Origin of the sequence: Burkholderia sp. D-99, from assembly GCF_011605345.1 — a bacterium.
Taxonomy (GTDB): domain Bacteria; phylum Pseudomonadota; class Gammaproteobacteria; order Burkholderiales; family Burkholderiaceae; genus Burkholderia.
This window is the reverse complement of the sequence record NZ_JAAOXM010000008.1, coordinates 256,337-281,510: the sequence shown is the minus strand read 5'-3', so window position 1 is coordinate 281,510 and position 25,174 is coordinate 256,337. Positions and strand designations below refer to the sequence as shown.

Annotated in this window: 28 protein-coding genes; 20 read left to right on the top strand and 8 right to left on the bottom strand. The window is 65.8% G+C overall.

Annotation, left to right across the window (positions count from 1 at the left end; translation table 11 throughout):
• Positions 1-9: 9 nt before the first annotated feature.
• The 3 genes from HAV18_RS26675 to HAV18_RS26665 all read left to right on the top strand — a co-directional run bounded on the left by HAV18_RS26675 (position 10) and on the right by HAV18_RS26665 (position 3,527).
• Complete coding sequence (locus HAV18_RS26675) at positions 10-516, top strand: darcynin family protein (RefSeq protein WP_166962078.1); 507 nt, start codon at positions 10-12, stop codon at positions 514-516.
• A gap of 26 nt (positions 517-542) precedes the next feature.
• Entirely contained in the window at positions 543-1,931 is a 1,389-nt protein-coding gene (locus HAV18_RS26670) for an MFS transporter (protein WP_166962075.1), read from the top strand.
• Positions 1,932-2,315: 384 nt separating this feature from the next.
• The gene (locus tag HAV18_RS26665) at positions 2,316-3,527 is read left to right on the top strand and encodes a winged helix-turn-helix domain-containing protein (protein WP_166962072.1); all 1,212 of its coding nucleotides are present in this window, start codon (positions 2,316-2,318) and stop codon (positions 3,525-3,527) included.
• Between the two features lie 61 nt (positions 3,528-3,588).
• On the opposite strand, the gene HAV18_RS26660 is transcribed toward HAV18_RS26665, so the two are convergent.
• On the bottom strand, positions 3,589-3,807 hold the full coding sequence (locus tag HAV18_RS26660; RefSeq protein WP_166962069.1) for a DUF1653 domain-containing protein: 219 nt from the start codon (positions 3,805-3,807) through the stop codon (positions 3,589-3,591).
• Positions 3,808-3,863: 56 nt separating this feature from the next.
• Positions 3,864-4,307 carry a GNAT family N-acetyltransferase gene (locus tag HAV18_RS26655; RefSeq protein WP_166962066.1) on the bottom strand — a complete coding sequence of 148 codons (444 nt, stop codon included), beginning with the start codon at positions 4,305-4,307 and terminating at the stop codon, positions 3,864-3,866.
• A gap of 225 nt (positions 4,308-4,532) precedes the next feature.
• Between HAV18_RS26655 and HAV18_RS26650 the strand changes: the two genes are divergently transcribed.
• The 5 genes from HAV18_RS26650 (at position 4,533) to HAV18_RS26630 (ending at position 7,779) form a co-directional block, all read left to right on the top strand.
• Positions 4,533-4,793, top strand: coding sequence for a type II toxin-antitoxin system Phd/YefM family antitoxin (locus tag HAV18_RS26650; RefSeq protein ID WP_166962063.1), 261 nt, complete (start codon positions 4,533-4,535; stop codon positions 4,791-4,793).
• A complete protein-coding gene (locus HAV18_RS26645) occupies positions 4,790-5,056 on the top strand; it encodes a Txe/YoeB family addiction module toxin (RefSeq protein ID WP_166962060.1) in 267 nt (88 codons plus the stop codon). The genes HAV18_RS26650 and HAV18_RS26645 overlap by 4 nt, the downstream gene beginning before the upstream one ends.
• Before the next feature lie 244 nt (positions 5,057-5,300).
• Positions 5,301-6,131 carry a substrate-binding domain-containing protein gene (locus tag HAV18_RS26640; protein WP_243771770.1) on the top strand — a complete coding sequence of 277 codons (831 nt, stop codon included), beginning with the start codon at positions 5,301-5,303 and terminating at the stop codon, positions 6,129-6,131.
• Between the two features lie 17 nt (positions 6,132-6,148).
• Positions 6,149-6,772: an HAD hydrolase-like protein gene (locus tag HAV18_RS26635; RefSeq protein WP_166962057.1), complete on the top strand. Its 624-nt coding sequence runs from the start codon at positions 6,149-6,151 to the stop codon at positions 6,770-6,772.
• 437 nt (positions 6,773-7,209) lie between these two features.
• Complete coding sequence (locus HAV18_RS26630; protein WP_166962055.1) at positions 7,210-7,779, top strand: DUF4142 domain-containing protein; 570 nt, start codon at positions 7,210-7,212, stop codon at positions 7,777-7,779.
• A gap of 134 nt (positions 7,780-7,913) precedes the next feature.
• Here HAV18_RS26630 and HAV18_RS26625 read toward each other — a convergent pair whose 3' ends face one another.
• Entirely contained in the window at positions 7,914-8,513 is a 600-nt protein-coding gene (locus HAV18_RS26625; RefSeq protein ID WP_166962052.1) for a GNAT family N-acetyltransferase, read from the bottom strand.
• Positions 8,514-8,568: 55 nt separating this feature from the next.
• A complete protein-coding gene (locus HAV18_RS26620) occupies positions 8,569-9,483 on the bottom strand; it encodes a LysR family transcriptional regulator (protein ID WP_166962050.1) in 915 nt (304 codons plus the stop codon).
• 109 nt (positions 9,484-9,592) lie between these two features.
• On the opposite strand from HAV18_RS26620, the gene lysA reads away from it, so the two are divergent.
• From lysA to HAV18_RS26590, 6 genes are all read left to right on the top strand, one after another.
• Positions 9,593-10,831 (top strand): diaminopimelate decarboxylase, encoded by a 1,239-nt coding sequence (lysA, locus tag HAV18_RS26615; protein WP_166962048.1) that lies wholly within the window; start codon positions 9,593-9,595, stop codon positions 10,829-10,831.
• A 629-nt stretch (positions 10,832-11,460) separates the two neighbouring features.
• Positions 11,461-12,261, top strand: a complete 801-nt coding sequence (locus HAV18_RS26610) for a transporter substrate-binding domain-containing protein (RefSeq protein WP_166962045.1) — start codon at positions 11,461-11,463, stop codon at positions 12,259-12,261.
• A 67-nt stretch (positions 12,262-12,328) separates the two neighbouring features.
• Positions 12,329-12,988 carry an amino acid ABC transporter permease gene (locus tag HAV18_RS26605; protein WP_166962042.1) on the top strand — a complete coding sequence of 220 codons (660 nt, stop codon included), beginning with the start codon at positions 12,329-12,331 and terminating at the stop codon, positions 12,986-12,988.
• A 43-nt stretch (positions 12,989-13,031) separates the two neighbouring features.
• On the top strand, positions 13,032-13,757 hold the full coding sequence (locus HAV18_RS26600) for an amino acid ABC transporter ATP-binding protein (protein WP_166962040.1): 726 nt from the start codon (positions 13,032-13,034) through the stop codon (positions 13,755-13,757).
• Between the two features lie 55 nt (positions 13,758-13,812).
• Positions 13,813-14,994 (top strand): cystathionine beta-lyase, encoded by a 1,182-nt coding sequence (gene metC / locus HAV18_RS26595; RefSeq protein ID WP_166962037.1) that lies wholly within the window; start codon positions 13,813-13,815, stop codon positions 14,992-14,994.
• A gap of 76 nt (positions 14,995-15,070) precedes the next feature.
• Entirely contained in the window at positions 15,071-15,415 is a 345-nt protein-coding gene (locus HAV18_RS26590; protein ID WP_166962034.1) for a DUF3088 domain-containing protein, read from the top strand.
• A 47-nt stretch (positions 15,416-15,462) separates the two neighbouring features.
• On the opposite strand, the gene HAV18_RS26585 is transcribed toward HAV18_RS26590, so the two are convergent.
• Positions 15,463-16,350: a DMT family transporter gene (locus tag HAV18_RS26585; RefSeq protein ID WP_166962031.1), complete on the bottom strand. Its 888-nt coding sequence runs from the start codon at positions 16,348-16,350 to the stop codon at positions 15,463-15,465.
• A 126-nt stretch (positions 16,351-16,476) separates the two neighbouring features.
• Between HAV18_RS26585 and HAV18_RS26580 the strand changes: the two genes are divergently transcribed.
• The 3 genes from HAV18_RS26580 (at position 16,477) to HAV18_RS26570 (ending at position 19,313) form a co-directional block, all read left to right on the top strand.
• On the top strand, positions 16,477-17,955 hold the full coding sequence (locus HAV18_RS26580; RefSeq protein ID WP_166962028.1) for a PLP-dependent aminotransferase family protein: 1,479 nt from the start codon (positions 16,477-16,479) through the stop codon (positions 17,953-17,955).
• A 177-nt stretch (positions 17,956-18,132) separates the two neighbouring features.
• Positions 18,133-18,834 (top strand): M35 family metallo-endopeptidase, encoded by a 702-nt coding sequence (locus HAV18_RS26575; RefSeq protein WP_166962025.1) that lies wholly within the window; start codon positions 18,133-18,135, stop codon positions 18,832-18,834.
• Between the two features lie 17 nt (positions 18,835-18,851).
• A complete protein-coding gene (locus HAV18_RS26570) occupies positions 18,852-19,313 on the top strand; it encodes a hypothetical protein (protein WP_166962021.1) in 462 nt (153 codons plus the stop codon).
• Positions 19,314-19,391: 78 nt separating this feature from the next.
• Here HAV18_RS26570 and HAV18_RS26565 read toward each other — a convergent pair whose 3' ends face one another.
• Both HAV18_RS26565 and HAV18_RS26560 read right to left on the bottom strand, forming a co-directional pair.
• Positions 19,392-20,825 carry a nicotinate phosphoribosyltransferase gene (locus HAV18_RS26565; protein ID WP_166962018.1) on the bottom strand — a complete coding sequence of 478 codons (1,434 nt, stop codon included), beginning with the start codon at positions 20,823-20,825 and terminating at the stop codon, positions 19,392-19,394.
• Positions 20,826-20,899: 74 nt separating this feature from the next.
• A complete protein-coding gene (locus HAV18_RS26560) occupies positions 20,900-21,940 on the bottom strand; it encodes a bifunctional nicotinamide-nucleotide adenylyltransferase/Nudix hydroxylase (protein ID WP_060229300.1) in 1,041 nt (346 codons plus the stop codon).
• Between the two features lie 181 nt (positions 21,941-22,121).
• Between HAV18_RS26560 and HAV18_RS26555 the strand changes: the two genes are divergently transcribed.
• From HAV18_RS26555 to HAV18_RS26545, 3 genes are all read left to right on the top strand, one after another.
• Positions 22,122-22,574 carry a type II toxin-antitoxin system RatA family toxin gene (locus HAV18_RS26555; RefSeq protein WP_166962015.1) on the top strand — a complete coding sequence of 151 codons (453 nt, stop codon included), beginning with the start codon at positions 22,122-22,124 and terminating at the stop codon, positions 22,572-22,574.
• 214 nt (positions 22,575-22,788) lie between these two features.
• Positions 22,789-23,676, top strand: a complete 888-nt coding sequence (locus tag HAV18_RS26550) for a DUF4261 domain-containing protein (protein ID WP_166962012.1) — start codon at positions 22,789-22,791, stop codon at positions 23,674-23,676.
• Between the two features lie 121 nt (positions 23,677-23,797).
• Positions 23,798-24,586 (top strand): lysozyme inhibitor LprI family protein, encoded by a 789-nt coding sequence (locus HAV18_RS26545; protein ID WP_166962009.1) that lies wholly within the window; start codon positions 23,798-23,800, stop codon positions 24,584-24,586.
• Positions 24,587-24,617: 31 nt separating this feature from the next.
• Here HAV18_RS26545 and HAV18_RS26540 read toward each other — a convergent pair whose 3' ends face one another.
• A complete protein-coding gene (locus HAV18_RS26540) occupies positions 24,618-25,025 on the bottom strand; it encodes a RidA family protein (protein WP_166962006.1) in 408 nt (135 codons plus the stop codon).
• Positions 25,026-25,174: the final 149 nt, after the last annotated feature.

Genomic DNA, 25,174 nt, shown 5'->3' with positions numbered 1-25,174 from the left:
GGAATCCGCATGCCCCGGCAAACTGCGGCCCTGCTAACCGTGTTGTTGCGCTTGAAGATGCGTACCGAATTGCGCGGCTTCCCCGTACCGGAACGCTTGCGCCTGCCGCCCGAACACATCGCGCCGATCATCGACACTCACGGCGAACGCGTGTCGCCGCGCTTCCGCGACACCCCCTTCTACTCGGCACGCGTGACCGACGGGTGTAATCGGGACGCGGAGGATCACCACGCATGCGAACTCGCGAACCTCACGACCGACGCGCTTCGCGAGACACCGTTCCGGCATCGCCACTTCGACATCGTCGAGATCCTGCCGGGTGTCGAGAGCGCCGGTGCGTCCAACGACGGCGACATCGCGCCGTCCACCGCCCGCGCACACGCGGCACGCAAACGCGATGCATGCGCCGCGTGTGCGCAGTCGTTCTTTCCGCGCCGCCCGCGAAAAAAGACGACTGTTGCAACATGCGGAACAACTGTTGTCGTACGTGACTCAACGGTCACATTGTGGGCATAATGGCGTCTTTACCGCGCGCCCAGCCCATGTCGCCCGTCTTTCTAGCACCGCTCATCGTTGCCTGTGCGTTGTTCATGGAAAGCGTCGACGCGAACATCATCGTCACCGCCCTGCCCGCGATGGCGAGGGACTTCGGGCACAGCCCCGTCACGCTGAACATTGCGATCACGGCCTACGTGGTCGGGCTCGGCGTGTTCATCCCGATCTGCGGCTGGCTGGCCGACCGCTTCAGCGCGCGCTCCGTGTTCCGCACCGCGATCGGCATCTTCGTCGTCGGCTCGCTGATGTGCGCGGCATCCAATTCCCTCGGCGTGCTCACCTTCGCGCGCTTCATCCAGGGCGTCGGCGGCGCGATGATGGTGCCTGTCGGCCGCATCATCATCTTCCGCGCCGTGCCGCGCTCGGATCTCGTGCGTGCGATGAACTACCTCGCGATTCCCGCGCTGTTCGGGCCCACGGTCGGGCCGCTCGTCGGCGGCTTCATCACGACCTACCTGCACTGGCGGATGATCTTCTTCATCAACGTGCCGATCGGCATCTACGGGATCTATCTCGCGAGCAAGCACATCGCGAACACGCACGAGCCCGATCCGGGCCCGCTCGACTGGTTCGGCTTCCTGCTGTCGGCCAGCGGCGCCGCGCTGCTGCTGATGGGCCTCACGCTGATCGACGGGGCGCTCACGTCGCGCTCGAACGCCGTCATCATGTGCGTGACCGGCACCGTCCTGCTCGCGCTCTACGTGCCGTACGCGCGCCGCAAGGAGCGCCCGGTGCTCGACCTCAGCTTCCTCAAGATCCCGACGTATCACGCGAGCGTCGTCGGCGGGTCGCTGTTCCGCATCGGCCTCGGCGCGGTGCCGTTCCTGCTGCCGCTCGCGCTGCAGGAAGGGCTCGGCATGAGCGCGTTCCATTCGGGGCTCATCACGTGCGCGTCCGCGTTCGGCGGCGCGATGAGCCGCTCGACGGCCACCCATACGCTGCGCCGCTTCGGCTTCCGCACGGTACTGATCTACAACGCGGCATTCGCGGGGCTCGCGATCGCCGCGTACGGCGTGTTCCATCCCGGCATGGCGACCTGGGCGATCTGGCTGATCGTGCTCGTCGGCGGCATCTTCCCCGCGCTGCAGTTCACGAGCCTGAACTCGATGATCTACGCGGACATCTCGCCGCGCGACGCCGGCCGCGCGACCAGCCTCGGCAGCGTCGTGCAGCAGATGTCGCTCGGCCTGGGCGTGACGGTGGCCGGCCTCGTGCTGCACATTTCGCACTGGCTGCAGGGTCATCAGAAGATGGTGTGGTCGGATTTCTGGCCCGCGTTCGTCGTGGTCGGGCTGTGCTCGTTCGCATCGATTCCGATCACGCGGCGGCTGCCGCCCGGCGCCGGCGACGAAGTCGCGCGCGGCAAGCGGCAATAGAAATCAGGCAGACGAGCGGGAACAAACGAAAGGGGCGGAACGGGCGGAAGGGAAAGCCGCGCGCGAAGCAAACCGGAAAAAACAAAAAAAATCAGCGGACATCCACACGGGGCCGGTGCACAGCCGCATGGATGTCCGCTCAGGGCTCCGGGTCTCCCGATGGGGGTTGAGAATCCCGGATTCGCTTCGTGCGTGCCATGGACATATGTGCGTCGGAAGCGGAATCGCTGCGCGCATATTTCGTCGCGCCATGCAGTGCACTATAGGGAAACTTGCGAAACGCTTCTGTCAACCATTGTCAGACACGGTGCATCGGCACGTCGCACGCGCGCGCCGCTTTCGCGCTAAAGTGGTTCCCGACCATCACTCCCCGCCGCCCTTCCGATGCTTACGCTCTCGCCCGCCGCCGCCCGCGCACTGCATCTCGCCGCGCAGGGCCTGCTGACACCGCCCCGCCGCAAGGCGACCAAATCCGACGTGCTCGACACGATCCGCCGGATGGCGCAGCTTCAGATCGATACCATCCACGTCGTCGCGCGCAGCCCGTATCTCGTGCTGTTCAGCCGTCTCGGCGAGTTCTCGCCGCAGTGGCTCGACGAGCATCTCGCCGAGGCGCGCCTGTTCGAATACTGGTCGCACGAAGCATGCTTCCTGCCGGTCGAGCAGTTCGGCCTGATGCGCTACAAGATGCTCGATCCGTCGGGGATGGGCTGGAAATACGCGGCCGAGTGGCATGAGCAGAATCGTCCCGACATCGACCGGCTGCTCGCGCGGATTCGTGAAGAAGGCCCGGTGAAGTCGGCGGATTTCGCCCGCGAGGATGGCGTGAAGGGCAACGGCTGGTGGGATCGCAAACCCGAGAAGCGCCACCTGGAAGTGCTGTTCACGACGGGCGACCTGATGGTGTCGGAACGCCGCAATTTCCAGCGCGTGTACGACGTGCGCGAGCGCGTGCTGCCCGACTGGGACGACACGCGCGACCTGCCGCCGCGCAACGCCGTGCTGCCCGCGCTGCTCGACTACACGTGCCGCGCGCTCGGCGTCGTGCGCGCGGACTGGGTGGCCGACTACTATCGGCTGCCGCGCCGTTCGTACCGCGCGGAGCTCGAGCAGCTCGCCGACGCGGGCGACCTGATCCCGGTGGCGATCGACGACTGGAAGGAGCCGGCCTACGTGCATCGCTCGCTCGAAGCGTTGCTGCCGGCCGCCGGGGCCGACACGCTACGCTCGACGGTCACGACGCTGCTGTCGCCGTTCGACCCGGTCGTCTGGGACCGGCGGCGTGCATCGGCGCTGTTCGGTTTCGATTACACGATCGAATGCTATACGCCTGAGCACAAGCGGCGTTATGGCTATTTCTGCCTGCCCGTGCTGCATCGCGGCCGGCTGGTCGGGCGCGTCGACGCGAAGGCGCATCGCACGCTCCGCACGTTCGAACTGAAGGCCGTGCATGTCGAGCCGGGTGTGCGCTTCGGCACGGGGCTCGCAGCCGATGTCGCGAAGGCGGTGAAGAAACTCGCGGCATGGCACGGCACGCCGGAAGTCACGGTCAGGCAGGCACCGGCGGAGCTGGTGAAGGCGCTGGCCGCTGCCTGACACCCACCCGTTCGGCTCGCGCAGCCGGCTTGCAAGGCCGGCTCACGCGGCCGGCCGCGGATCAGTCGCGCAGCTTGCGGAAGCGCGGCGTGCCGTCTTCGAGGTTGCCGTTGAACATCGCTTCCGGCCGCACCCACAGCCCGCGCTCATGCGGCCACAGATGCTCGTACGCGACCACCGATTCCTCGGTTTCGGAATGGCGGGCAACGCCGATGTAGCGATACAGCCCGCCCTTGTAATGGCGATGCGTCGCGAGCTGTTCGGCTTCCTGTTCAGTCATGGTGTGCTTCTCTTGGCAAAAACGAAAAGCGCGTATTGTATGCGCTGCGCCGGGCGTCAGCGTTTTGCGTAGATGTCCGGACGACGGATCTCCATCACCCGCTCGGGATTCGCGGACGCCCCGAAGCCGACCGGCCGGTACAGCTCGTGCGCATCGGACGTCACGAGCATGATGCGGCGCAGGCCCTGCACCATCTCCTGCGCGAACACGTGGTCGATCAGCGCGCGGCCGTAGCCGTTGCCGCGTTCCGCCGGCAGCACGAACACGTCGCACAGGTACGCGAACGTCGCGTGATCGGTGACGAGCCGCGCGAAGCCGACGAGCCGGTCGCCCACATATGCGCCGAAGCACAGCGAGCCCTCGATCGCCTTCTCTACCACGTCGCGCGGAATGCCCAGCGACCAGTACGCGTCGCGATGCAGGAAGTCGTAGATCGCGTCGATGTCGAGTTCGCGCTTGTCGGTGGAAAATCTCAGCGTGGCGGGGGTGGCAGCGGGCACGTCGGTCTCCGGTCGGGGTGGTGGACAGCGAAACGTCGACGATACCGCGCAGCGCGGCGGGGGACAAGGGACACCGCCGATCCACTGCGGCTGAACGCTGACGCGGCGTCTTGCCGAATGGTGTCGTGCGACTACGAACGGTCATCATTGAACTTGTACGACAAACCGTACATATTTTTCAACGGCGCTATACTTGTACCACTATATGTACAAGTGAGGCACATCATGCGCACGATTCATTTTTCGGATGCCCGCGGCAATCTGAAGACCGTCATCGATCAGGTCGTCGACGACGCGGACGTGACGCTCATCACGCGCCGCGATGCGCCGAACGCCGTCATCATGTCGCAGGACTACTACGACAGCCTGATGGAGACGGTTCACTTGCTGCGCTCGCCGGCCAATGTCGCCCATCTCGAACGCTCGATTGCGCAACTGCGCAAGGGCAAGGCGAAAGAGCAGAAGCTCGCCGAGGATGACGAATGAGCGTACGCCGCGTGCTCTTTACTTCCGACGCGCGGGACGACTATGTCTACTGGCAAGGGCAGGATCGCAAGACGCTCAGGCGCATCAACCAGCTCATTCGTGAAGCCCAGCGAACGCCGTTCGAGGGCATCGGCAAGCCCGAACCGCTAAAGGCCAATCTCTCGGGTTTCTGGTCGCGGCGCATCGACGACACGAACCGTATGGTCTACGAGGCTGACGACCTTCAACTCAGCATCGTGTCCTGCCGCTACCACTACGCGTAGTACGGCCTCCCCCTACCAGCAACGCCTTGTCGGCCTTGCAACACGTCACGCGCCCGCACCGTTCGGCAACGCGGGCACATCACGCGACACTCGCGTGCTCGCCGCCGGATATCGACACACCGCAAACGCACATTGCGCGCGCCCGCTTACCCGCCCCCGAATTTCGGTGGATCATGTAGCCCGTGCGAACCGATCGCAATCGACCGCGCACACCGACCACGACAGACTGGAATGAGACACCCCGATGCGCAACCGAGCCGCACTCAGCGCCCATGCCACCCGCCATCGCCTCGTGCGCCGCGCCACGTTCTGGCTCGCCGCCGCCGCGCTCGCGTCCGTCACGCTGCCGGCCGCAGCGACCGAACTGCGCGTGATGATCTCCGGCGGCTTCACGGCCGCGTACAAGCAGCTCGGCCCCGGCTTCACGGCCGCCTCCGGCGACACGCTCGACACGATCTCCGGCCCGTCGATGGGCCAGTCGAAGGAAGCGATTCCGAACCGCCTCGCGAACGGCGAGAAGGCCGACGTGCTGATCATGGTCGGCTACGCGCTCGACCGGCTGATCAAGGAAGGCAAGGTGATCCCGGCATCGCGCGTCGAGCTCGCCGATTCGCGGATCGGCATGGTCGTGCGCGCCGGCGCGCCGAAGCCCGACATCGGCACCGTCGACCGGTTGAGGGACGTGCTGCTGCACGCGAAGTCCGTCGCATATTCGGACAGCGCGAGCGGCGTGTACATCGAGAAGGAAATGTTCCGGAAGCTCGGCGTCGATGCCGAGGTGAAGCCCAAGGCGACGATGGTGCCGCGCATTCCGGTTGCGTCGGTCGTCGCGAACGGCGACTACGAGATCGGCTTCCAGCAGGTCAGCGAGCTGCTGCCGGTGCCGGGCGTCACGTATGCGGGCAAGGTGCCCGAATCCGTGCAGTCGGTCACGCGTTTCGCGGGCGGCATTCCGGTCGGCGCAGATCATCCGGAAGAGGCGAAGAAGCTGCTCGACTATCTCGCGTCACCGCAAGCGCAACCGATCGTGCGGGCAACCGGACTCGATTCGGTGACAATGTCGCCTGCCCAATAAACCCGCCCCGCCGCTTCATGCCCTACCGCCTCATCGCATTCGACTTCGACGGCACGCTCGCCGATTCGCTCGACAGTTTTCTTGCGGCGCTGTCGGAAGCGTCGCGCATGCACGGCTTTCGCGACGCCACGCCCGAACTGCGCCCGGCGCTGCGCGGCATGTCGGCGCGCGACATCATTCGCGCGCTCGACGTGCCGATGTGGAAAGTGCCGCGCGTGACCATCGACATGCGTCGCCTGATGCGGCCGCGCGTCGCGCAGGTGGCACTGTTCCCCGGCGTCGGCGAAACGTTCGACGCGCTCGCCGCACGCGGCATCCGCATCGCGATCGCCACGTCGAATACCGAGGAGATCGTGCGCGACCGACTCGGCCCGCGCGCCAGCAGCCGTGTCGAACATTTCGCGTGTGGCATTCCGCTGTTCGGCAAGGCACGTCGCCTGCGCGCACTCGTTCATGAAGCCGGCGTGCGCAACGACGAAGTGCTGTACGTCGGCGACGAAATCCGCGACGCCGACGCGGCACGACGCGCGCGCATCGCGTTCCAGGGCGTCGCATGGGGCTACACCGCGCCGGACGCGTTGCAGGCACATTGCGCGACACCGTTGCTGCCGCGTCTCGACGCATTGCTCGATCGCGTGTGACGTATTCGAGCGCATCGTGCGGCCGGCTCGCTTCTCCGCTCTCCGCTCTCCGCTCTCCGCTTCTCCGCTCGATGCTCGACGCTCGACGCGCACAACCTCGCCCAGCACCGCAACACAACGATGACTGGCAGATGACACACACGTGCATCCCGCACGCCGCATGCGCGCAAAAATTGCCGCCGCCTCGCACGCAACAGGTATGCAATACCTGTCGCCAAGCTCGCTCATCGATTCGTCTTACCAACCGTTACACAAACCACAGCGCGGTTGCACCTGCTACGGGATCGCTCTCCTAGAATCAGTCGGGCCGGGAAACACCTCGACCGGCGCCGCGGCAGAGCGGCGGTCGAATCCGGCCCGGGCGCGCCCGGTCTCTCGCACAGCGACGGATCACGTGATCCGTTTTTCAACCAGAGCCCCGATCGAAAGGAAGTCCCATGAACCGCTTTCCCCAAGTCTCGCGCCTTGCTTTGTCTGCCGCTGGCCTGCTTCTCGTCGCCGTGACGGCGACCGCGCAAACCGCACAACCGGCACCCGCCGCACCGGCCGCCGCCGCGACGCGCATCCACGAAGCCGACCAGGCCTTCATCACGGACGGCACGAAAACGGTGTCGACGCAGCACGACGCGGCGCGCATCGCCGATTCGCGCACGTCGGACAGCCAGGTCAAGGCGTTCGCGCAACGCGTGTCGACCGACGATGAAAAGATCATCCAGGCGATGCGCGCAGCCAGCCCGCGCGGCGTCGACGTGCCGGCCAACGACCCCGACACGGCCGCACTGGACAGCATCAAGAGCCTGCGCGGCGCCGAGTTCGACAAGGCGTATATCGAGCAGGTCGCGCTCGCCGGCCAGCAGAAGGCCATCTCGGCATTCCAGGCCGAAATCGCATCGGGCCGCGACACGAAGCTGAAGGAAGTCGCACGCCAGTCGCTGCCGATCCTGCAGAAGCACTACGCGGACGCGCAGAAGCTCGCCGAGCGTCATCACCTCGCATCCGCGCAGTAACGCGATGCAGCGCCGCGCACCGTGCGCGGCGCACGGCTTGCCCTGTCGTCGCGCCGCGCTGTTGCGGCGGCGCGATGCACATCTGACTGCATGACCCAGCGCGCAAACACGCGCAGCACGTCATGCGCTACGCGTTACGTCGCGAGCTTCGCCGCCAACTGCGCACGCACCTCCGGCCATTCGTCGTCGATGATGCTGTAGCGCACCGAATTGCGCTTGCGGCCATCCGGCATGATCCGTTCGTGCCGCACGATGCCTTCCTGCTTCGCACCGAGCCGCAGAATCGCCGCGCGCGATTTCTCGTTCAGCTCGTCGGTCGTGAACTGCACGCGCACGCAGTGCAGCACGTCGAACGCATAGCCCAGCAGCAACCATTTCGCTTCGGTATTCGCGCGCGTGCGCTGCGCCGATTCGCTCAGCCACGTATGGCCGATCTCGAGCTTGCGGTTCCTGCGATCGATCTTCCAGAAACGCGTGCTGCCGATCACGCGACCCGACACGCGATCGACGATCGCAAACGGCATCACGGTGCCGGCCGCACGGCCCTGCAATGCGGTATCGATATAAGCATCGATCGTCTCCGCGCCCGGCACGGCCGTGACCTTCAGGTTCCACAACTGGCCGTCGTCCGCGGCATCCAGCAGCGCCTGCCGGTCGGATACTGCGAGCGGCCGCAGTTCGATACGTTCGCCGGTGAGCGTGGGTTGTTCGAGGGAAGGTGAAGCGTCGGTCATGACGAGGTTCCCGAAAGTGAGGACGATGGCGGCAAGACATCCATCATACGGCGCGTCAGCCGAGGAGCGCGGCCAGCCGGCTGCGGATCGCCTTCGCCTCGCCGCGCAGTGCATCGGCGAACGCATCGACGAGCAGGTTCTTCGGCCGGTGCTCGGGCACGATCACGCTGACGCGGTATGGAAACGAGCGTGTAAGCGGCCGCACGTGCAGGTCGCGCCCGACGAAATCGAGCGCGGTCAGCGGATTGACGATCGCCGCGCCGAGCCCCTGCCGCACGAACGCGCACACCGACACGGCCGACGGCGTGTCGACGACCGAGCGCGGCGCCACGCCGAGCTGCGCGAACGCCTCGTCGATCAGGATGCGGTACGGATCGTTCAGCGACAGGCTCACGAACGGGCGATCGGCGAGATCCAGCAGATCGATCGCGTCCTGCGCGAGCAGCGGATGGCCATCAGGCAGCACGCATACTTCGTCGACTTCGAGCAGCGGCGTGAGCACGGTGCCGGCCGGCGCGACGTCGTGCTCGGTCAGCCCGAGGTCGTACCGCTGCGCGGTCAGCCACTCTTCGAGCATCGGCGATTCCTGCGTTTCGACCGATAGGCTGACGCCCGCATGCGCGTCGTGAAATCGGCGGGCCGCGCCGGGCAGAATCGCGTGCGAGAACGCCGGCAGCGCGATCACCGACAGCTGCCCGTCGCGAAACTCGCGCAGGCGCGCGGCCGTCGCCGCGACGCGTTCAAGCCCCACATACGCGAGCCGCACGTCGTCGAACAGCGTGAGCGCGGCCATCGTCGGCCGCAACCGGCCGTGCGTGCGCTCGAACAGCGCGAAGCCGACGACCTGCTCCATGCGCGCGAGCTCGCGGCTGATCGTCGGCTGCGACGTATAGAGCATCTCGGCCGCGCGCGTCGTGTTGCCGGTGACCATCAGCGCCCGAAAAACCTCGATATGGCGGTGCGTGAGCATGATCTTCTATATCGGATATGAATCGAATATCGATAAACAGGCATTTTACTGCATAGCCAATCAGGCGCATCATTCACGTTATCCGTTCATTCGACCCGATTCATCCGCCATGTCCCTCGATTCCCGCCAGCTCGCGACGCTCGCGCAGCAATACGGCACCCCGCTGTGGGTGTACGACGCCGACGTCATCCGCGACCGCATCGCCCAACTGCGTCAGTTCGACGTGATCCGTTATGCGCAGAAGGCGAACTCGAACCTCCATATCCTGAAGCTGATGCGCGAAGAAGGCGCGTGCGTCGATGCCGTGTCGCTCGGCGAGATCGAGCGCAGCCTCGCGGCCGGATTCAGTCCGGCAGGCGAACCGGAAGGCGTCGTGTTCACGGCCGACCTGATCGACCGCCCGACACTCGCGGCCGTGCTGAAGCACGGCGTGACCGTCAACGCCGGTTCGCTCGACATGCTCGCGCGCATCGGCGAGCACGCGCCCGGCCACCGCGTGTGGCTGCGCGTCAACCCCGGTTTCGGCCACGGCCACAGCAACAAGACCAACACCGGCGGCCCGCAGAGCAAGCACGGCATCTGGATCGACGATGTGCCGCGCGCGATCGAGATCGTGCGCCAGTACGGGCTGAAGCTGGTCGGCATCCACATGCATATCGGTTCGGGCGTCGACTACGGCCACCTGTCGCAGGTGTGCGATGCGATGGTCGATCTCGTCACGTCGCTCGGCCATGACATCGACGCGATCTCCGCCGGCGGCGGCCTGTCGATCCCGTATCGCGACGGCGAGCCGCGCGTCGACGTCGGACACTACTTCAGCCAGTGGGACGCCGCGCGCAAGCGAATCGAACGGCACCTCGGCCACCCGGTGCGCATCGAGATCGAACCGGGCCGTTTCCTCGTCGCCGAAGCCGGCACGCTCGTCACCGAAGTGCAGGCCGTCAACCGCCGGCCGAAGCACGATTTCGTGCTGATCGACGCGGGCTTCAACGACCTGATGCGCCCGTCGATGTACGGCAGCTACCACGCGGTGTCGGTGCACGCGCACGATGGCGCGGTGCCTGCCGGCCGGCCGCTGGTCGATCTCGCGATCGCGGGGCCGCTGTGCGAATCGGGCGACGTGTTCACGCAGGACGCGGGCGGCGTGGTCACGCACCGCAAGCTGGCGCAGCCGCAGATCGGCGACCTGCTGTTCCTGCACGACGCGGGCGCGTACGGCGCGTCGATGTCCTCGAACTACAACAGCCGGCCGCTCGCGCCGGAAGTGCTCGTCGACGGCGGCACGCCGCGGCTGATCCGCCGCCGGCAGACGATCGACGAATTGCTCGCGCTCGAAACGTTCGAGTAACGCGCTTTCGTCGAGACGAAGGCCAACGGCCAGGCTTGCCGCTACCGGCAGCCTGGCCGTTTTGCTTTTTCGGTGTGCCGCCGGCTCACCCGTTCGCGATGCGGAGCAACCGCACAGTCGCACCGTAGCACCCGATGCTTCGCATCACGCGCAACCGCAGCAGATCGCTTGCGCCACCTTCCGCATGCAGAGAAAAACATTCCACGGCGCGCAGAAAGTGCGTGCATCTTTGGAAACACATTCCTTTTTGACAAACCTAAGATTGCCCTCAGTCGCTCAGCATTCGTGTCACCGGATGCGCATCGACGATGCACCCGGTCCACTCCTCTCGCAAAGCCGTACGGGCAATCATGAACACCATGTTTGAACTCTTCGCCGCGCACCGGAACACATTCGACATGCATGCCGCGCGGTCAGCTCACGCGTCACTCGGCGGCCGCTCGCACTGCTCACGCCCTCATCCGCGCGCCACCGTCGCGCGCGAACGCATGCCGTAACGCACGCCATCAAGCACGGCGGCGCTCGATTCGCGCCGCCACCCGCCGCACCGATTTTCAGCCCACGGCGACGCCGCCCGTCGCCGCGGCTTCGCACACCCTGAATTTTCGACAACAACCACGGAGACAACCATGAAGCACTTCAACCCGACGCTCAAGCAAGGCATCGCGGCCGCCCTCCTCTGCATCGTGGCCGCGACCGCGCATGCGGCCGACCTGCTCGACACCGTCAAGCAATCCGGTGTACTGAAGATCGCGCTGGAAGGCACCTACCCGCCGTTCGACTACCGCAACGCCGACGGCCAGCTCGAAGGCTTCGACGTCGACGTCGCGAAAGCGGTCGCCGCGCGCCTCGGTGTGAAGCCGCAGTTCGTCACAACCGAATGGAGCGGGATCCTCGCCGGCCTGCAAGCCGGCAAGTTCGACGTGATCGTCAACCAGGTCGCGATTACGCCGTCGCGCCAGCAGGCGCTCGACTTCAGCGCACCTTATGTGTATTCGTCCGCACAGCTGCTGCAACGGCAGAACGATACGCGTGCGTTCAAGTCGCTCGACGAACTGAAGGGCAAAAAAGTCGGTGTGACGATGGGCAGCAACTACGTCGACCTCGTCAAGACGGTGCCCGCAATCGACCTGCAGGTCTATCCGGGCACGCCGGAGAACCTGCGCGACCTCGCGGCGGGCCGGATCGACGCGGCGGTCAACGACCGCCTGATGCTCAGCTACCTGATCAAGAACTCACACCTGCCGCTGCGCCCCGGCTCCGTGCTCGCGGGCGGCGAGGACCGGATGGGCATTCCGTTCCGCAAGGGCAATCCGAAGTTCGCGAAGGCGATCGACGATGCGGTCGCTTCGCTGCAGCAGGACGGCACGCTGAAGAAGCTCTCGATGCAGTGGTTCGGCACGGATACGAGCAAGCCGGTGACGCAATAACGCAGCCTGCCGCACGCCCGCGCGCACGAACGCGCGGGCCGGCCCGCACATAATCAGGAGACACGTGATGGAAGCACTCGAACTGGTCGTTCATACCCTGCCCGTGATGGTGAAGGGTGCGATGCTCACGCTGAAGTTCGCCGTGGCGTCGATGGCGCTCGGCCTCGTCGTCGGGCTCGTGATCGCGATCATGCGCATCGGCAGCAACCGGCCTGCGGCCGCGCTCGCGCAGGGCTATGTGAGCCTGATGCGCGGCACGCCGCTGCTCGTGCAGATGTTCGTCGTCTACTACGGGCTGCCCGATCTCGGCATCACGCTCGACCCCACGACAGCCGGCATCTTCACGCTGACGCTCAATGCTGGCGCCTACCTGTCTGAAAGCATGCGCGGCGCGATCCTCGGCATCGGCCGCGGGCAATGGGCGGCCGCGCACAGCCTCGGCCTCACGCACGTGCAGACGCTGCGCTACATCGTGTGCCCGCAAGCACTGCGGCTCGCGGTGCCGAGCCTCGGCAACACGCTGATCAGCCTGATCAAGGATACGTCGCTGGTCTCGGTCATCACCGTCACCGAATTGCTGCGCTCGACGCAGGAAGTGATCGCCGCGACGTTCCAGCCGCTGCCGCTCTACCTCGCTGCCGCCGCGATCTACTGGGTGCTGAGCACGCTGCTCACGCGGCTTCAGGGCCGCGTCGAGACGCGCCTCGCACTGCCGTCCACGCATTGAACGCGTGCCGGTCATTCACACGACACTCAACGACGGACAGAACATGATTACGCTCGACAACGTATCGAAATGGTATGGCAAGCACCAGGTGCTTTCGGCATGCAGCGCGGCAGTCTCGAAGGGCGAAGTGGTCGTCGTGTGCGGGCCGTCGGGCTCGGGCAAGTCGACCCTCATCAAGACGATCAACGGTCTCGAGCCGTTCCAGAAAGGCAGCATCACCGTCGACGGCACGCGGCTCGGCGATCCCGCTGCGAAACTCGCGCAATTGCGCGCCCGCGTCGGCATGGTATTCCAGCACTTCGAGCTGTTTCCGCACCTGTCGATCACCGAGAACCTGACGCTCGCGCAGATCAAGGTGCTCGGCCGCCGCAAGGACGAGGCCGTCGAGAACGGCATGAAGCTGCTCGATCGCGTCGGCCTGAAGGCGCATGCGCACAAGTATCCGGGGCAGTTGTCCGGCGGGCAGCAGCAGCGCGTCGCGATCGCACGCGCGCTGTCGATGAACCCGGTCGCGATGCTGTTCGACGAGCCGACCTCCGCGCTCGATCCCGAGATGATCAACGAGGTGCTCGACGTTATGGTCGAGCTCGCGCGCGACGGGATGACGATGGTGTGCGTCACGCATGAAATGGGCTTTGCGCGGAAGGTCGCGCATCGCGTGATCTTCATGGACCAGGGCGCGGTGGTCGAGGACGCGGCCAGCGACCGGTTTTTCGCCGCACCGCGCTCCGAACGCGCACGCGACTTCCTCGACAAGATCCTGCATTGAGCGCGTGGCGGCTGCCGCGCTTCGATTGATTGATTGCCCCTCAAAGGACACTATCTTGACCCACCCGCATTCGACCGACACCGTTCTCGCCCACGAAGGCCGCTCGCACGGCCAGCCCGGTTCGCCCGTGAACCCGCCCGTGTACCGCCAGTCGACGCTGCTGTTTCACGGCACCGATGCGCTCGACGCCGTACGCGGCACGCCGCTCGCGTACGGGCGTCACGGCAGCCCGACCACGCGCGCGCTCGAGAAGGCACTCGCACGCCTCGAAGGCGCGCACGCCGCGCTGCTGACGCCGAGCGGCCTCAGCGCGATCACGACCGCGCTGCTCGCGGTGCTGAATCCCGGCGACCATCTGCTGATGGCCGATTCCGTGTACGACCCGACCCGCTCGTTCTGCGACGAGACGCTCGCGCGTCTCGGCATCGAGACGACATACTACGATCCGGCGATCGGCGCAGGCATCGCCTCGCTGATGCGACCGAACACACGCGCGGTATTTGCCGAATCGCCCGGTTCGCTGACCTTCGAAGTGCAGGACATCCCGGCCATCAGCCGCGTCGCGCACCGGCATGGCGCGGTCGTGCTGCTCGACAACACGTGGGGCACGCCGCTGAATTTCCGGTCGTTTTCGCATGGCGTTGACGTGTCGATTCACGCTGCCACCAAATACATCGCCGGACACTCCGACGTGCTGATGGGCGCGATCCTGACGACCGAGGCGCTCGCGCCGAAGATCACGCGCTTCTACCGGCAACTCGGGATGACCGTCAGCGGCGACGACGCGTATCTCGCGCTACGCGGCTTGCGCACGCTGTCAGTCCGCCTCGAGCGGCACCAGCGCAACGCCCACGCGCTGACCGAATGGCTCGCGAAACAGCCCGAAGTCGCCCGGATCCTGTATCCGGCGTCGCCGGCCGATCCCGGTCATGCGCTCTGGAAGCGCGACTTCACCGGCGCGTGCGGGCTGTTCGGCATCGTGCTGCATCCGCAGCCCGACGATGCCGTGCGCGCGCTGCTCGACGGGATGACGTGCTTCGGCATGGGGTATAGCTGGGGCGGCTTCGAAAGCCTGATCATCCCGTCCAATCCGTCGCGCCACCGTACCGCGACGCAATGGGCGGCGGCCGGCCCGCTGCTGCGGATTCACGCGGGGCTCGAGCATCCCGACGACATGATCGCCGACCTTGCTGCCGGTTTCGCCAGGATGCGCGCCGCCGCGCTCGCGGAAGCCTGACATCCGTCGGCGTAACGCACGCCGCCCCGCATCACGTTTTCTTCGACGTTCATCCCACTCTCATAGCGAGACAATCATGAAAGACACGCTGTTCATTCTCCGCCCGGGTTTTTTCAAGGACTCCGAAGGTCCGTTCTACTGCGGGGATTCTGTTTCGGTCGAAGGGTTGCTGAGCTTCTACCCGCAGCTGCGCGACGCCGTCGACGTCGAATACATCGACGCGCCGCGGCCGCGCCAGCCGATCGTCGCGCTGATCGGCACGGACAACCAGTCGGCGCCCGTGCTCGTGCTCGGCGACGGACCAACGCCTAACGACGACACGCTCGCGATTCGCGAACACAACGGCCGGCGCTTCATCGATTCGCCTGCCGAGATCCGGCGGTACCTGTCTTCGCAATACGACGTCGCGCACGTCGCGTAAGCACACCGCTCCGTGCCGTCGGACGACGGCACGGAGCGGTTCACGCGTCACCCCGCGCGCTGCACCGGCGCCATTTTCGAGAAGTACTTCGCGCCCGCCACGCAGCCGACCACGACGAGCGTCACCACGACCATCGACGGCGGCACCGTCTCGTGCAGCAGCCCGGCCGCCAGCAGCAAGCCGAAGAACGGCTGCAGCAGCTGCAACTGGCCGACGCCCGCGATCCCGCCAAGCGCGAGCCCGCGATACCAGAACACGAAGCCGATCAGCATGCTGAACAGCGACACGTATGCGAGCCCCCACAGCGCGGCGGCATCGACGCCGTCGAACGACGCGGGCCAGGTGAGCCACGTGAGCGGCAGCATCAGCGGCAGCGACAGCACGAGCGCCCACGAGATCACCTGCCACCCGCCGAGCTGGCGCGACAGGCGCGCGCCTTCCGCGTAGCCCAGCCCGCATGCGACGATCGCGGCCAGCATCAGCGCATCGCCGACCACCGACGCCTGGCCGCCGTTGCGCAACGCGAACGCGGCCACCGCACAGCTGCCGACGACCGAGAAGATCCAGAACGGCAGCCGCGGCCGCTCGCCGCCGCGCCACACGCCGAACAGCGCGGTCGCGAGCGGCAGCAGCCCGACGAACACGATCGCGTGCGCGGACGTCACATGCTTCAGCGCGAGCGCCGTCAGCAACGGAAAACCGACGACGACCCCGAGCGCGACGATGGCCAGCGACACGGCCTCCGCTCGCGTCGGCCGCCTCTGCTTCAACACGACGAGCAGCAGCAGGCCGAGTGCGCCGGCGATCGTCGCGCGCGCGAACGTGAGGAACAGCGGGTCGAGCCCCTGCACCGCGACACGCGTCGCGGGCAGCGAGCCACTGAAGATGATCACGCCCAGCAGGCCGCTGAGCCATCCGTCGGTCGTCTTTTGCACGGGAAATCCTGAACGGGGAAAGTGGATCACCGATGATCCGCCGCCCATGAAAAGCGCGTAAGCTACAGCCCAATACAATTCCGACAAACTGTACTGAACAACCGGCCGTACAGTTCATCCTTCGCCATGAGCCATTCCGCCCCGCTTCCCGTTCCACCCGCCCCGTCGCGCACGCGCGTGGAAACCGTGATGGACACCTTGCGCGCCCGGATCGCGAGCCGCGCGCTGATGCCCGGCGCGCGTGTACCGTCGATCCGGATGATGGCCGACGGGCTGGGCGTGTCGAAATCGACGGTCGTCGATGCGTACGAGCGGCTCGCGAGCGAAGGTGTACTCGTCGCAAGGCGCGGCTCGGGCTTCTACGTGTCGGGGCACGCGCCGCCGCTCGCGCTGGCCGATCTCGGCCCGCGTCTCGATCGCGAGCTCGATCCCCTGTGGCTGTCGCGCCAGTCGCTCGAGGCCGCGCCGACGTCCGTGAAACCCGGCTGCGGATGGCTGCCGTCGTCGTGGCTGCCTGATGAAAGCCTGCGCCGCGCGCTGCGCGCCGTGTCGCGCGACGAATCCGACGCGCTGACCGACTACGCGACGCCGCTCGGCCTGCCCGCGCTGCGCCAGCAGCTCGCCTGGCGGCTCGCGCAGCACGGCGTCCACGCGGAACCCGCGCAGATCATGCTGACCGACGGCGGCACGCACGCGCTCGACCTCGTGTGCCGCCTGCTGCTGGAGCCGGGCGATACGGTCGTGCTCGACGATCCGTGCTACTTCAACTTCCAGGCGCTGCTGCGCGCGCATCGCGCGCGGATCGTCAGCGTCCCGTACACGCCGAACGGGCCCGACCTCGCACGCTTCGAACAGGTGCTTGCCGAGCACCGGCCGCGCCTGTATATCACCAACTCGGCGCTGCACAACCCGACCGGCGCAACGCTCGCGCCGCCCGTCGCGCACCGGCTGCTGACGCTTGCGGCCGAGCACGGCCTGCTGATCGTCGAGGACGATATCTTCGCGGATTTCGAGAGCACGCCCGCGCCGCGCCTCGCGGCCTTCGACGGGCTGTCGCGCGTCGTGTCGATCGGCAGCTTCTCGAAGACATTGTCGGCCGCGATCCGCTGCGGTTACGTCGCCGCGCGCCCGGAATGGATCGAGGCGCTCGTCGACCTGAAGCTCGCGACGTCGTTCGGCAATGCGCAGATCGGCGCCAACGTCGTGCACCGGCTGCTCATCGACGGCACCTACCGGCGCCATCTCGACAGCCTGCGCGCGCGTCTCGCGGACGCAATGGGCGAGACGATCCGGCGCCTCGCACGCGCGGGGCTCGGCATCTGGACGGAGCCGCGCGGCGGCCTGTTCGTGTGGGCGGAGTTGCCCGACGGGCTCGACGCCGCGCGTGTCGCGCGCCATGCGCTGGACCACGACGTGGTGCTCGCGCCCGGCAACGTGTTCAGTGCGTCGCACAGCGCGACATCGTACCTGCGCTTCAACGTGTCGCGCTGCAAGGGGCCGGCGGTGTTCGATGCGCTGGCGCGGGCGATGGAGGCGGCGCGGGCGGCGGAGCGCACGGATACCCGCGACGATGCGGACGGGCGCGTGCTGGCCGGTGAGCCGTAAGGACGGGCGGAAGCACAAAAGCTAATCGAATGGTTCCGCAATCAGCCCTTCCTTCGCCCACGGCGTCATCTTCCGCGCTCGTTGTCGATGGTTCGCAGAATCGTACTCATCCCATAGACGATCGCACTCCCGACAACCGATAGTTTCCAAACTTTGTTACCGGGATCTATCGAGCCAATGAACGGGATTCTGAATTCACACGACACTACCGAAAATGAGGATGACGAATGGGTTCTCATTGGAGCCACCTACACGAACACGGTGCCAGGATCAGTTCATGTAATCGACCTCGACCTGACGCCGATCTGCGAGAACATGTCGAACAAGGCATTCCGGAAACTGATCGTGCGGTTGCGTGACGCGGCGATTCCATTGATTCAGGATCGGATTCACGGTATTACACATTGGGAGCAAGGAGAACAGGAACGCGTCCAGGCCTGGTTCGGGCGCTCCGATGAGGTCATTCGACACCACCTGCGGACCGGGTTGCCCAAGCTACTGCGCGTCATGCAGGAATTGCAACCGGAAAATGTCATCCGGTGGGACGAACAGACACAGCGAAACATCACGTGCACCGTATTTCCCGACAACGGAATCACCGATGCCTCCGTATGCAAACCCGATTCGGACAAGCGAATCATCGCAATCTATCCACACTTCTGCACGCTTCCCGACGCTCGACTCTCTTCCAATTGCAAGTTGAAGGTCCTGATTCACGAGTGTACGCACTACGTCGATACCTTCGACTCGAATGACGAAATCTACGGATTCGGGACTGGCCTGAAATACTGGGCGCGAGATCATCGGGATCTGGCGATCAATAACGCCGACAGCCTCGCTTGCTATATTTCATTCTTTGACGACAGGGTCCTGTGGTGAGATCTCTCGTGCATCTGATGAGCATCGCACTCGGGTTATGCGTGGCATTTTCGCCGCCGCTCGCGGCATGTACCGTTTCCGAAGACATGCTGGACAGTGTCCCGCTCAACTCTTCCGATATTCCGAATGAGGATCGAGTCAGGATTGCGGAAATGGTTATCCGTGCCCGTCAGTGGCCTGATGCGGACATTCGCGGCATCATCTCAGCCGGTGCGTATATCGGTGAAAAGGACCCACAAGCGCTTGCGCTGCGTCGAGCGGCCAGTCTGAGGGAATACCTCGCGCAGCTCGGCATCAAGGATGAGAACATATGGTCGGACACACACATGATCTCGAAACCGTATCCGAAAGACAGCGCCGGCTACGAGGGTTATCTTCAGATCGGACTGACGCTGGTTCCGCAGTGTAGCGACGGATGCCGGCACCTTTGCGACGATCCTCGCATCACGCCAACATCCAGAGCCATCCGTCGCCCCTGACCGCCTTCGACGACGCCGCCACCGAATCTCGCCAGTGCCGGGGCGACGCAAACGCGTCGCCCCGCCCCGCTCTCTACGTCACACCTCCCCCGCGTGCGCCCTCGCCCGCACCTCGGCAAACGACGTATCGACGAGCAGGCGCCCCGTATCGAACACCGTTTCGAGCGCCTCCTCCCATTCGCCTTCCAGCATCCGGTCGTCCCACGCGACCGGCAGCGTCGTCGTCCGATACTCGCCGGTGCGGTAGTTGCGCAGCAGCGTGAGCCGCCCCTTCTTCGAGCGCTTGCCCTGATCGGTGACCGGATCCTTGCGGACGTCGTGCCACACGCCGCCGCGCCGGATCGCCGAGCACTTCATCGCGAAGCGCTGCGTATCGCGGTTCACCTGCTGCAACAGCGCCCCGCCCATGCCGAACACGACGTTGCCGGCCGCATAGCCCGCGTCGTCGAGTGCGGAAAGAATCGCGTCGATCGACAGCTCGTCGACGCCGTCGCCCTGGATCACGCGCACGCGATTCAACACGCGCCGCCCCTTGCCGTTCACGGTCGAGCCGAACGACGCGTCGAGCGCACGCACGGTCTGCAGCACGATCGTCACGGGGTCGCCCGAATCGGGACGCACGACCAGCGTCGCGCCCGAATCGAGCACGGCCTGCCGAAGCTCGCCGCCCCACAGATCGAGTGCGGCGAACAGATCGTAGGAGTCCGACACGACCGACACGATCGCACCGGGCAGACCAAAGCGGCGAATCATGTTCCGGTACGCATCGGCTTCGTGTTCGCGCCCCCACGAGGTGATCGTACTGTGCTCGGCCGCCGGCACCGAATACGCGGCCATCGGCTCGCGATAGAAGCGGTTCGCGGCCAGCACGCCGAGCACCGTATCCGAGCCCATGAAGTTCACGAGGTGCGCGGCACCGCCGATCGCAGCCGACTCCGCGCTCGATACGCCGCGTGCGCCGAAGTCGTGCAGCTTGAACGGCAGTTGTGCGAGATCGTCGTCAGTTTTTTCGAGAAAACGGCGGATCGTCTGCCGCAGGTGCCAGCTGCGCGTCGCGACCGTCACCGGGTACCAGACGCGCAGCAGCATCGTCTCGAGATACGACGCGAGCCAGAACACCTGCGGGTCGTCGCATTCGACCGTCATCAGCACGTTGTGCACCGGCACGACCGAACCCTCCGGCACCGCGCGGATCTTCACCGGCAGGTAGCCGTCGTAGCGCTCGACGATATGGCGCCACCCCGCTTCGTTGAACGGCTCGCCGTGCACCGTGAAGAAATCGCGCGCTTCGTCGATCATCGCGTGCGTGACGGGTTTGCACAGATATTCTTTCAGCAACATCTGCAGTCCGAAGAACACCGTTCGGTCGTAGCGGCCGCCGCGCGATTCGACGTACGAAAACATCGCCTGCGCGTCGGGCGGATATTGCAGGAAGTGGGAAGCCTTGTACGAATCCGTGTTGAGGATCGGATTGGCGAGAACCGCGGCAAAGCCGCCGAGATCGTTTTGCATGGCTAGAGCTCCTCTAGGCCGTTGACGTGCCGCCGCGTCTGTCGCGGCGGACCGGAATGCGGGGAATCAGCGGATCACAGCTTCCCCAGGAAGTGATACGCGATGTCGAAATGATCCTCGAACATCACGTTGCGCATCTGCGCGAATTCGTTCAGCGGCACCCAGCGCGCCTTGTCGGCGTCGTCGCTGCCCTTCACGCGCGGCAGCTCGCCGGTCGGGAAGTTGAACAGGCACGCGTGCGTGATCGTGCGGCCGCGCAGCGAGCGCGTCGGGTGATCGAACACCTGGCGATCCTTGATCGAGCCGCGTAGCACGGGCTCCGGCAGCTTCAGGCCGGTTTCCTCGCGCAGTTCGCGAATGCAGGCCGCATCGAGCCGCTCGTCCTGGTTCACGAACCCGCCCGGCAGCGCCCACAGGCCGCGGCCCGGTTCGCTGCGGCGGCGCACGAGCAGGATATGGCCCGAGTGCACGACCACCGCGTCGACCGTCACGAACGTGACGGGATACGGGGCGGCCGCCCACGCCTTGCGATACGCGGCGATGAATTCGGCTTCCGACTTCAGCTGCGCGAATTCCGGCTGCGTGCGGAACCGCTCGAGCCAGCCGAACACGGGTTCCGGCACGGCCCACTGCACGAAGCTGTTGGGGCGTTCGGCGAAATACTGGTCACGGATCTCGGTGGCGGAAATGTCTTCCGTCGCGTCGACGTCGACAAGCTCCCATTGCGGGAACATCCGCAGGTAATACGACGTGGCATCCTTCTCGTGGCCGATCAGCCCGACCTTGCGCTGCGCGACGTCGCCGAGCGCGGACGCGACGGCGTCCTGCACCCAGCGCACCCAGTCGCCGTCGTTGTAGGTCGAATCCTGCAGCGGCGCGATCGTCACGCGGTCGCGCTCGGACGCGTCGAACAGCGAAGCCAGCATCTGGCGGCGCTCGTCGAACGAGAACGGATCCTTGATGGTGCGGGGCTTGTCGGTCGACCCGATCAGCACGCACACGCGCTCGGCCCGGCTCAGTGCCGACTTCAGCACGTTCAGGTGACCACGATGCGGGGGCTGGAAACGACCAATGAAAACGAGCGCGTCGAAGCGCCGGTTCTGTTGCGTACTCATGAGGCTCCCTCAAGAGATTGAAACGCTTCGGGTCTTTCCCGAAGGGTTGGAGTGAATCCTAGGGGAATTCCCGGAGGACGTCAATCGAGTCCATGCTCGACTTGACCAAGTCTGAAGAAATACTCGGCATTGGCGGGGTACACTCGATTTCATCCCAATCCGCGCCATTGCGCCCGCCATCATGAGGATCTCAGTCAGCCGGACCGTCGGCGTCGATCGCAGACGCCTCTTCACGTGGTCGCAGGATTACGCGCGGCGGCTCGTGTGGGACAGCTTCCTCACCGACGCCTATCTGCTCGACGGCATGACGGCCGACGTCGGCGTCGACGCGTTCTGCCGCAGCCAGTCGGGCGCGACGATGGTGTCGCGCTACATCTCGTACCGCCCGCCGCAGGTCGCCGCCGTCGAAATGGTCGACGGGCCGAAAGTACTCGAACGCTTCAGCGGCAGCTGGAACTTCACCGAGCACACGCCCGGCACGACCGAGGTGAAATTCACCTACAACTTCCGCGTCCAGCCGGCCTGGCTGCGCTGGCTGCTCGAACCGCTGATCGGCGCGTTCTATCTCGTGCAGACCCGCCGGCGTCTCGATTCGTTCAAGCGCTGGGCCGAAGCCGAAGCACTGCCACGCTGACCGGCAACCGCGGGCCGCACGGCCCGGCGTGTCTGCGCCACCGCTTCCCGGATGCGTTCGCACGCGCCATCGCGCCGCCGCCAGGCCTTCACCGCGCATTTGCCAGATTCGCCGAACCCGGGGAAACTACGGGCGGCCGTCACCCTGACGGCAAGCCCCGACCGAGAGAACGGGGCACTCCTCCCTGAAACGGCTTCGACACGAACATCATCCAATGAGCCTGATATCCCGATTCTTTGGCCGCAAGGAAGAACCCGAAAACCCCGTCGCGCTGGTGGCGGCACCCGACGTCGAGCATCCGCTGAGCGTGACGGTCGTCTTCGACGGCCCGCTGCAGGTCGATATCGCTGCGCTGACGGCCGCGCTGCGCGCGTACCACCCGAGCATGAAGCAGGCGCGCGTCGAAACCGAGCCGACGCTTGAGCAGGTATTCGGGCTCGCCGGCTGGGGCAACCACGTCGTCCGGCTCGTCGGCTTCGATGCGCCCTATCCGTCCGATGCGCTGGAAGCGTGTGTCGCGCCCGCCCACTACGGGCAGGACCTGAAACAGCAGGTGCGCGCGAGCCGCAGCCACGTGATCCTCTACTACGCCGGGCACGAAGCGAATCCGCTCGACCAGTATGTCGCCCTGGCGGCCGTCGCCGGCGCGCTGGCCGAACAGAACGGCCTCGCGGTGCTGAACGAGCACGCGCACACGTCGCTGCCGGCCGGTGTCTTCAATGCGAAGGAACTCGGCGAGGAAAGCCTCGAAGTGCTGCGGGATATCCCGCTGAACCTGTTCTTCTGCGGCTTCGTGAAGTACGAAGTCGAAGGCGTCGAAGGCGTGTGGATGCGCACCTATGGCGCCGACGTGTTCGGCCTGCCCGATTTCGCCGCGCTCGCGGAAGGTCATCACGAAGGCGAGCGCTATTCGGGCATTTTCAACAACGTGATGCATTACCTGCTGGAAAGCGGCGCGCGCATGCATGCGGGCGAAACGATGCAGATCGGCGCGGAAACGTTCATGAAGCTGCGTGAACCGCTCGAGCACGAGTACTACCTGCAGGGGCCGGCGCCGGTGCTGGTGGCCGAGCTGATCTCGGCGGACGAAATCAATCGCTGATTTCACCCCGTCGCATCTTGCTGCACGGCGCACGGGTTCAAGGCTTCGCGAACCGCGTGCGCCGCTGCGTCGCCTGACGGCGGCGTGACAGCCGCCGCTCGACCCCGCTGAGGAGCCATCCGTGTTCGGCATCCGCCTTGGTCTCACGCTGGCCGCCATCGGCCTCTCGTTGTCGGCCCATGCCGACAGCATCGACTGCACGCGTGCGAAGACGCGCATCGAGCGCCTGATCTGTGCCGACAAGGCACTCGTGTCGGCCGATAGCGCATTGTCGAACGCCTACTACGATGCAGTCGGCATCGCCGCCGACCAGCAGGCCGTGATCCGGTCGCAACGCGCATGGCTCACGCAGCGCAATACCTGCGCCGACGCCGCCTGCATCGCCACCGCGTACCACGACCGCACGGCAGCGCTGAAGCAGGTAAAGCACGCAGGCTGGAAAACCTATCGCGACCCGGCGCTCGGCATCTCGTTCGAATACCTCGCGAACCGGCAGGTGAAGAAGCCATGCCCGGAAGGCGGCAGCGACCATTGCGTCGCGATCGTCGGCCGCAACATGACCTACAGCAGCAGCTTCATTTCGTTCGAGATCGTCGACGGCGCGCTGGAGCCGGTCGCGGAGAAGGAAGCGGGATTCGTGAAGCAGGACGACGGCAAATGGGTGGCGTCTTACGGCCCCGGCATCCCGCAGGACGTCGAGCGCTTCTCAGGCCCGGGCTGGCGCGGCATGCGCGCGACGATCACGTGCGGCATCAGCGATCCGGAAACCGGCTTTCACGCAGCCGCCGGCGAATGCTACTGGGCCGTGCTGAGCAACGGCAAGCGCTCGGCCGTCGCGGGGACGCAGGGCATCGTCGGCACCGACGACGCGACGTTGCACAGCGTGTCGACGTTCCGGTTCGACCGTTAGCGGGAACGGTGGCCTGCGCGGCGGCGAACGCTCAAGCCGCCGGTGCGTCCCGCCGGATCGCCACGCACTTGATTTCCGCGAGCAGGCCAGGATGCGCGAGTTCGGCTACGCCGATCGCGGTCCACGCACATGTCCCGCGCGGAAACACTCGGTTCTTCACGTCTCGGAAGATCGCCATGTGCCGGCTCAATTCGACGTGGTACGTCGTCATGTCGACCACGTCGTCGAACGTGCAGCCGGCCGCCTCCAGCACCTCGCGCAGGTTGTCCCAGCAGGCGAGAAACTGCGCCTCGGGATCGGCAATCACGTCGAGATCCGATGTGCGCCCAACCTGCCCGGCACAGTAAACGGTCGCACCGACCCGCACGGCCGGCGCATAACCCGCACGCTCGACGACGCGCTGCATCGTCGGCGGGACAATCACTTCACGATCGATCATCGACACACTCCCTGGCGCTGACACACGGCTTCACCGCAATCTCGTCGGTGCGGACGACGCACCCGCCGCGGATGACGATTGCAGGCGCAAGGGCCTGCCCGCCGACGCGCCCGGAATGGTAGCAGCCTACATTCCGGCCCGATCTGCGG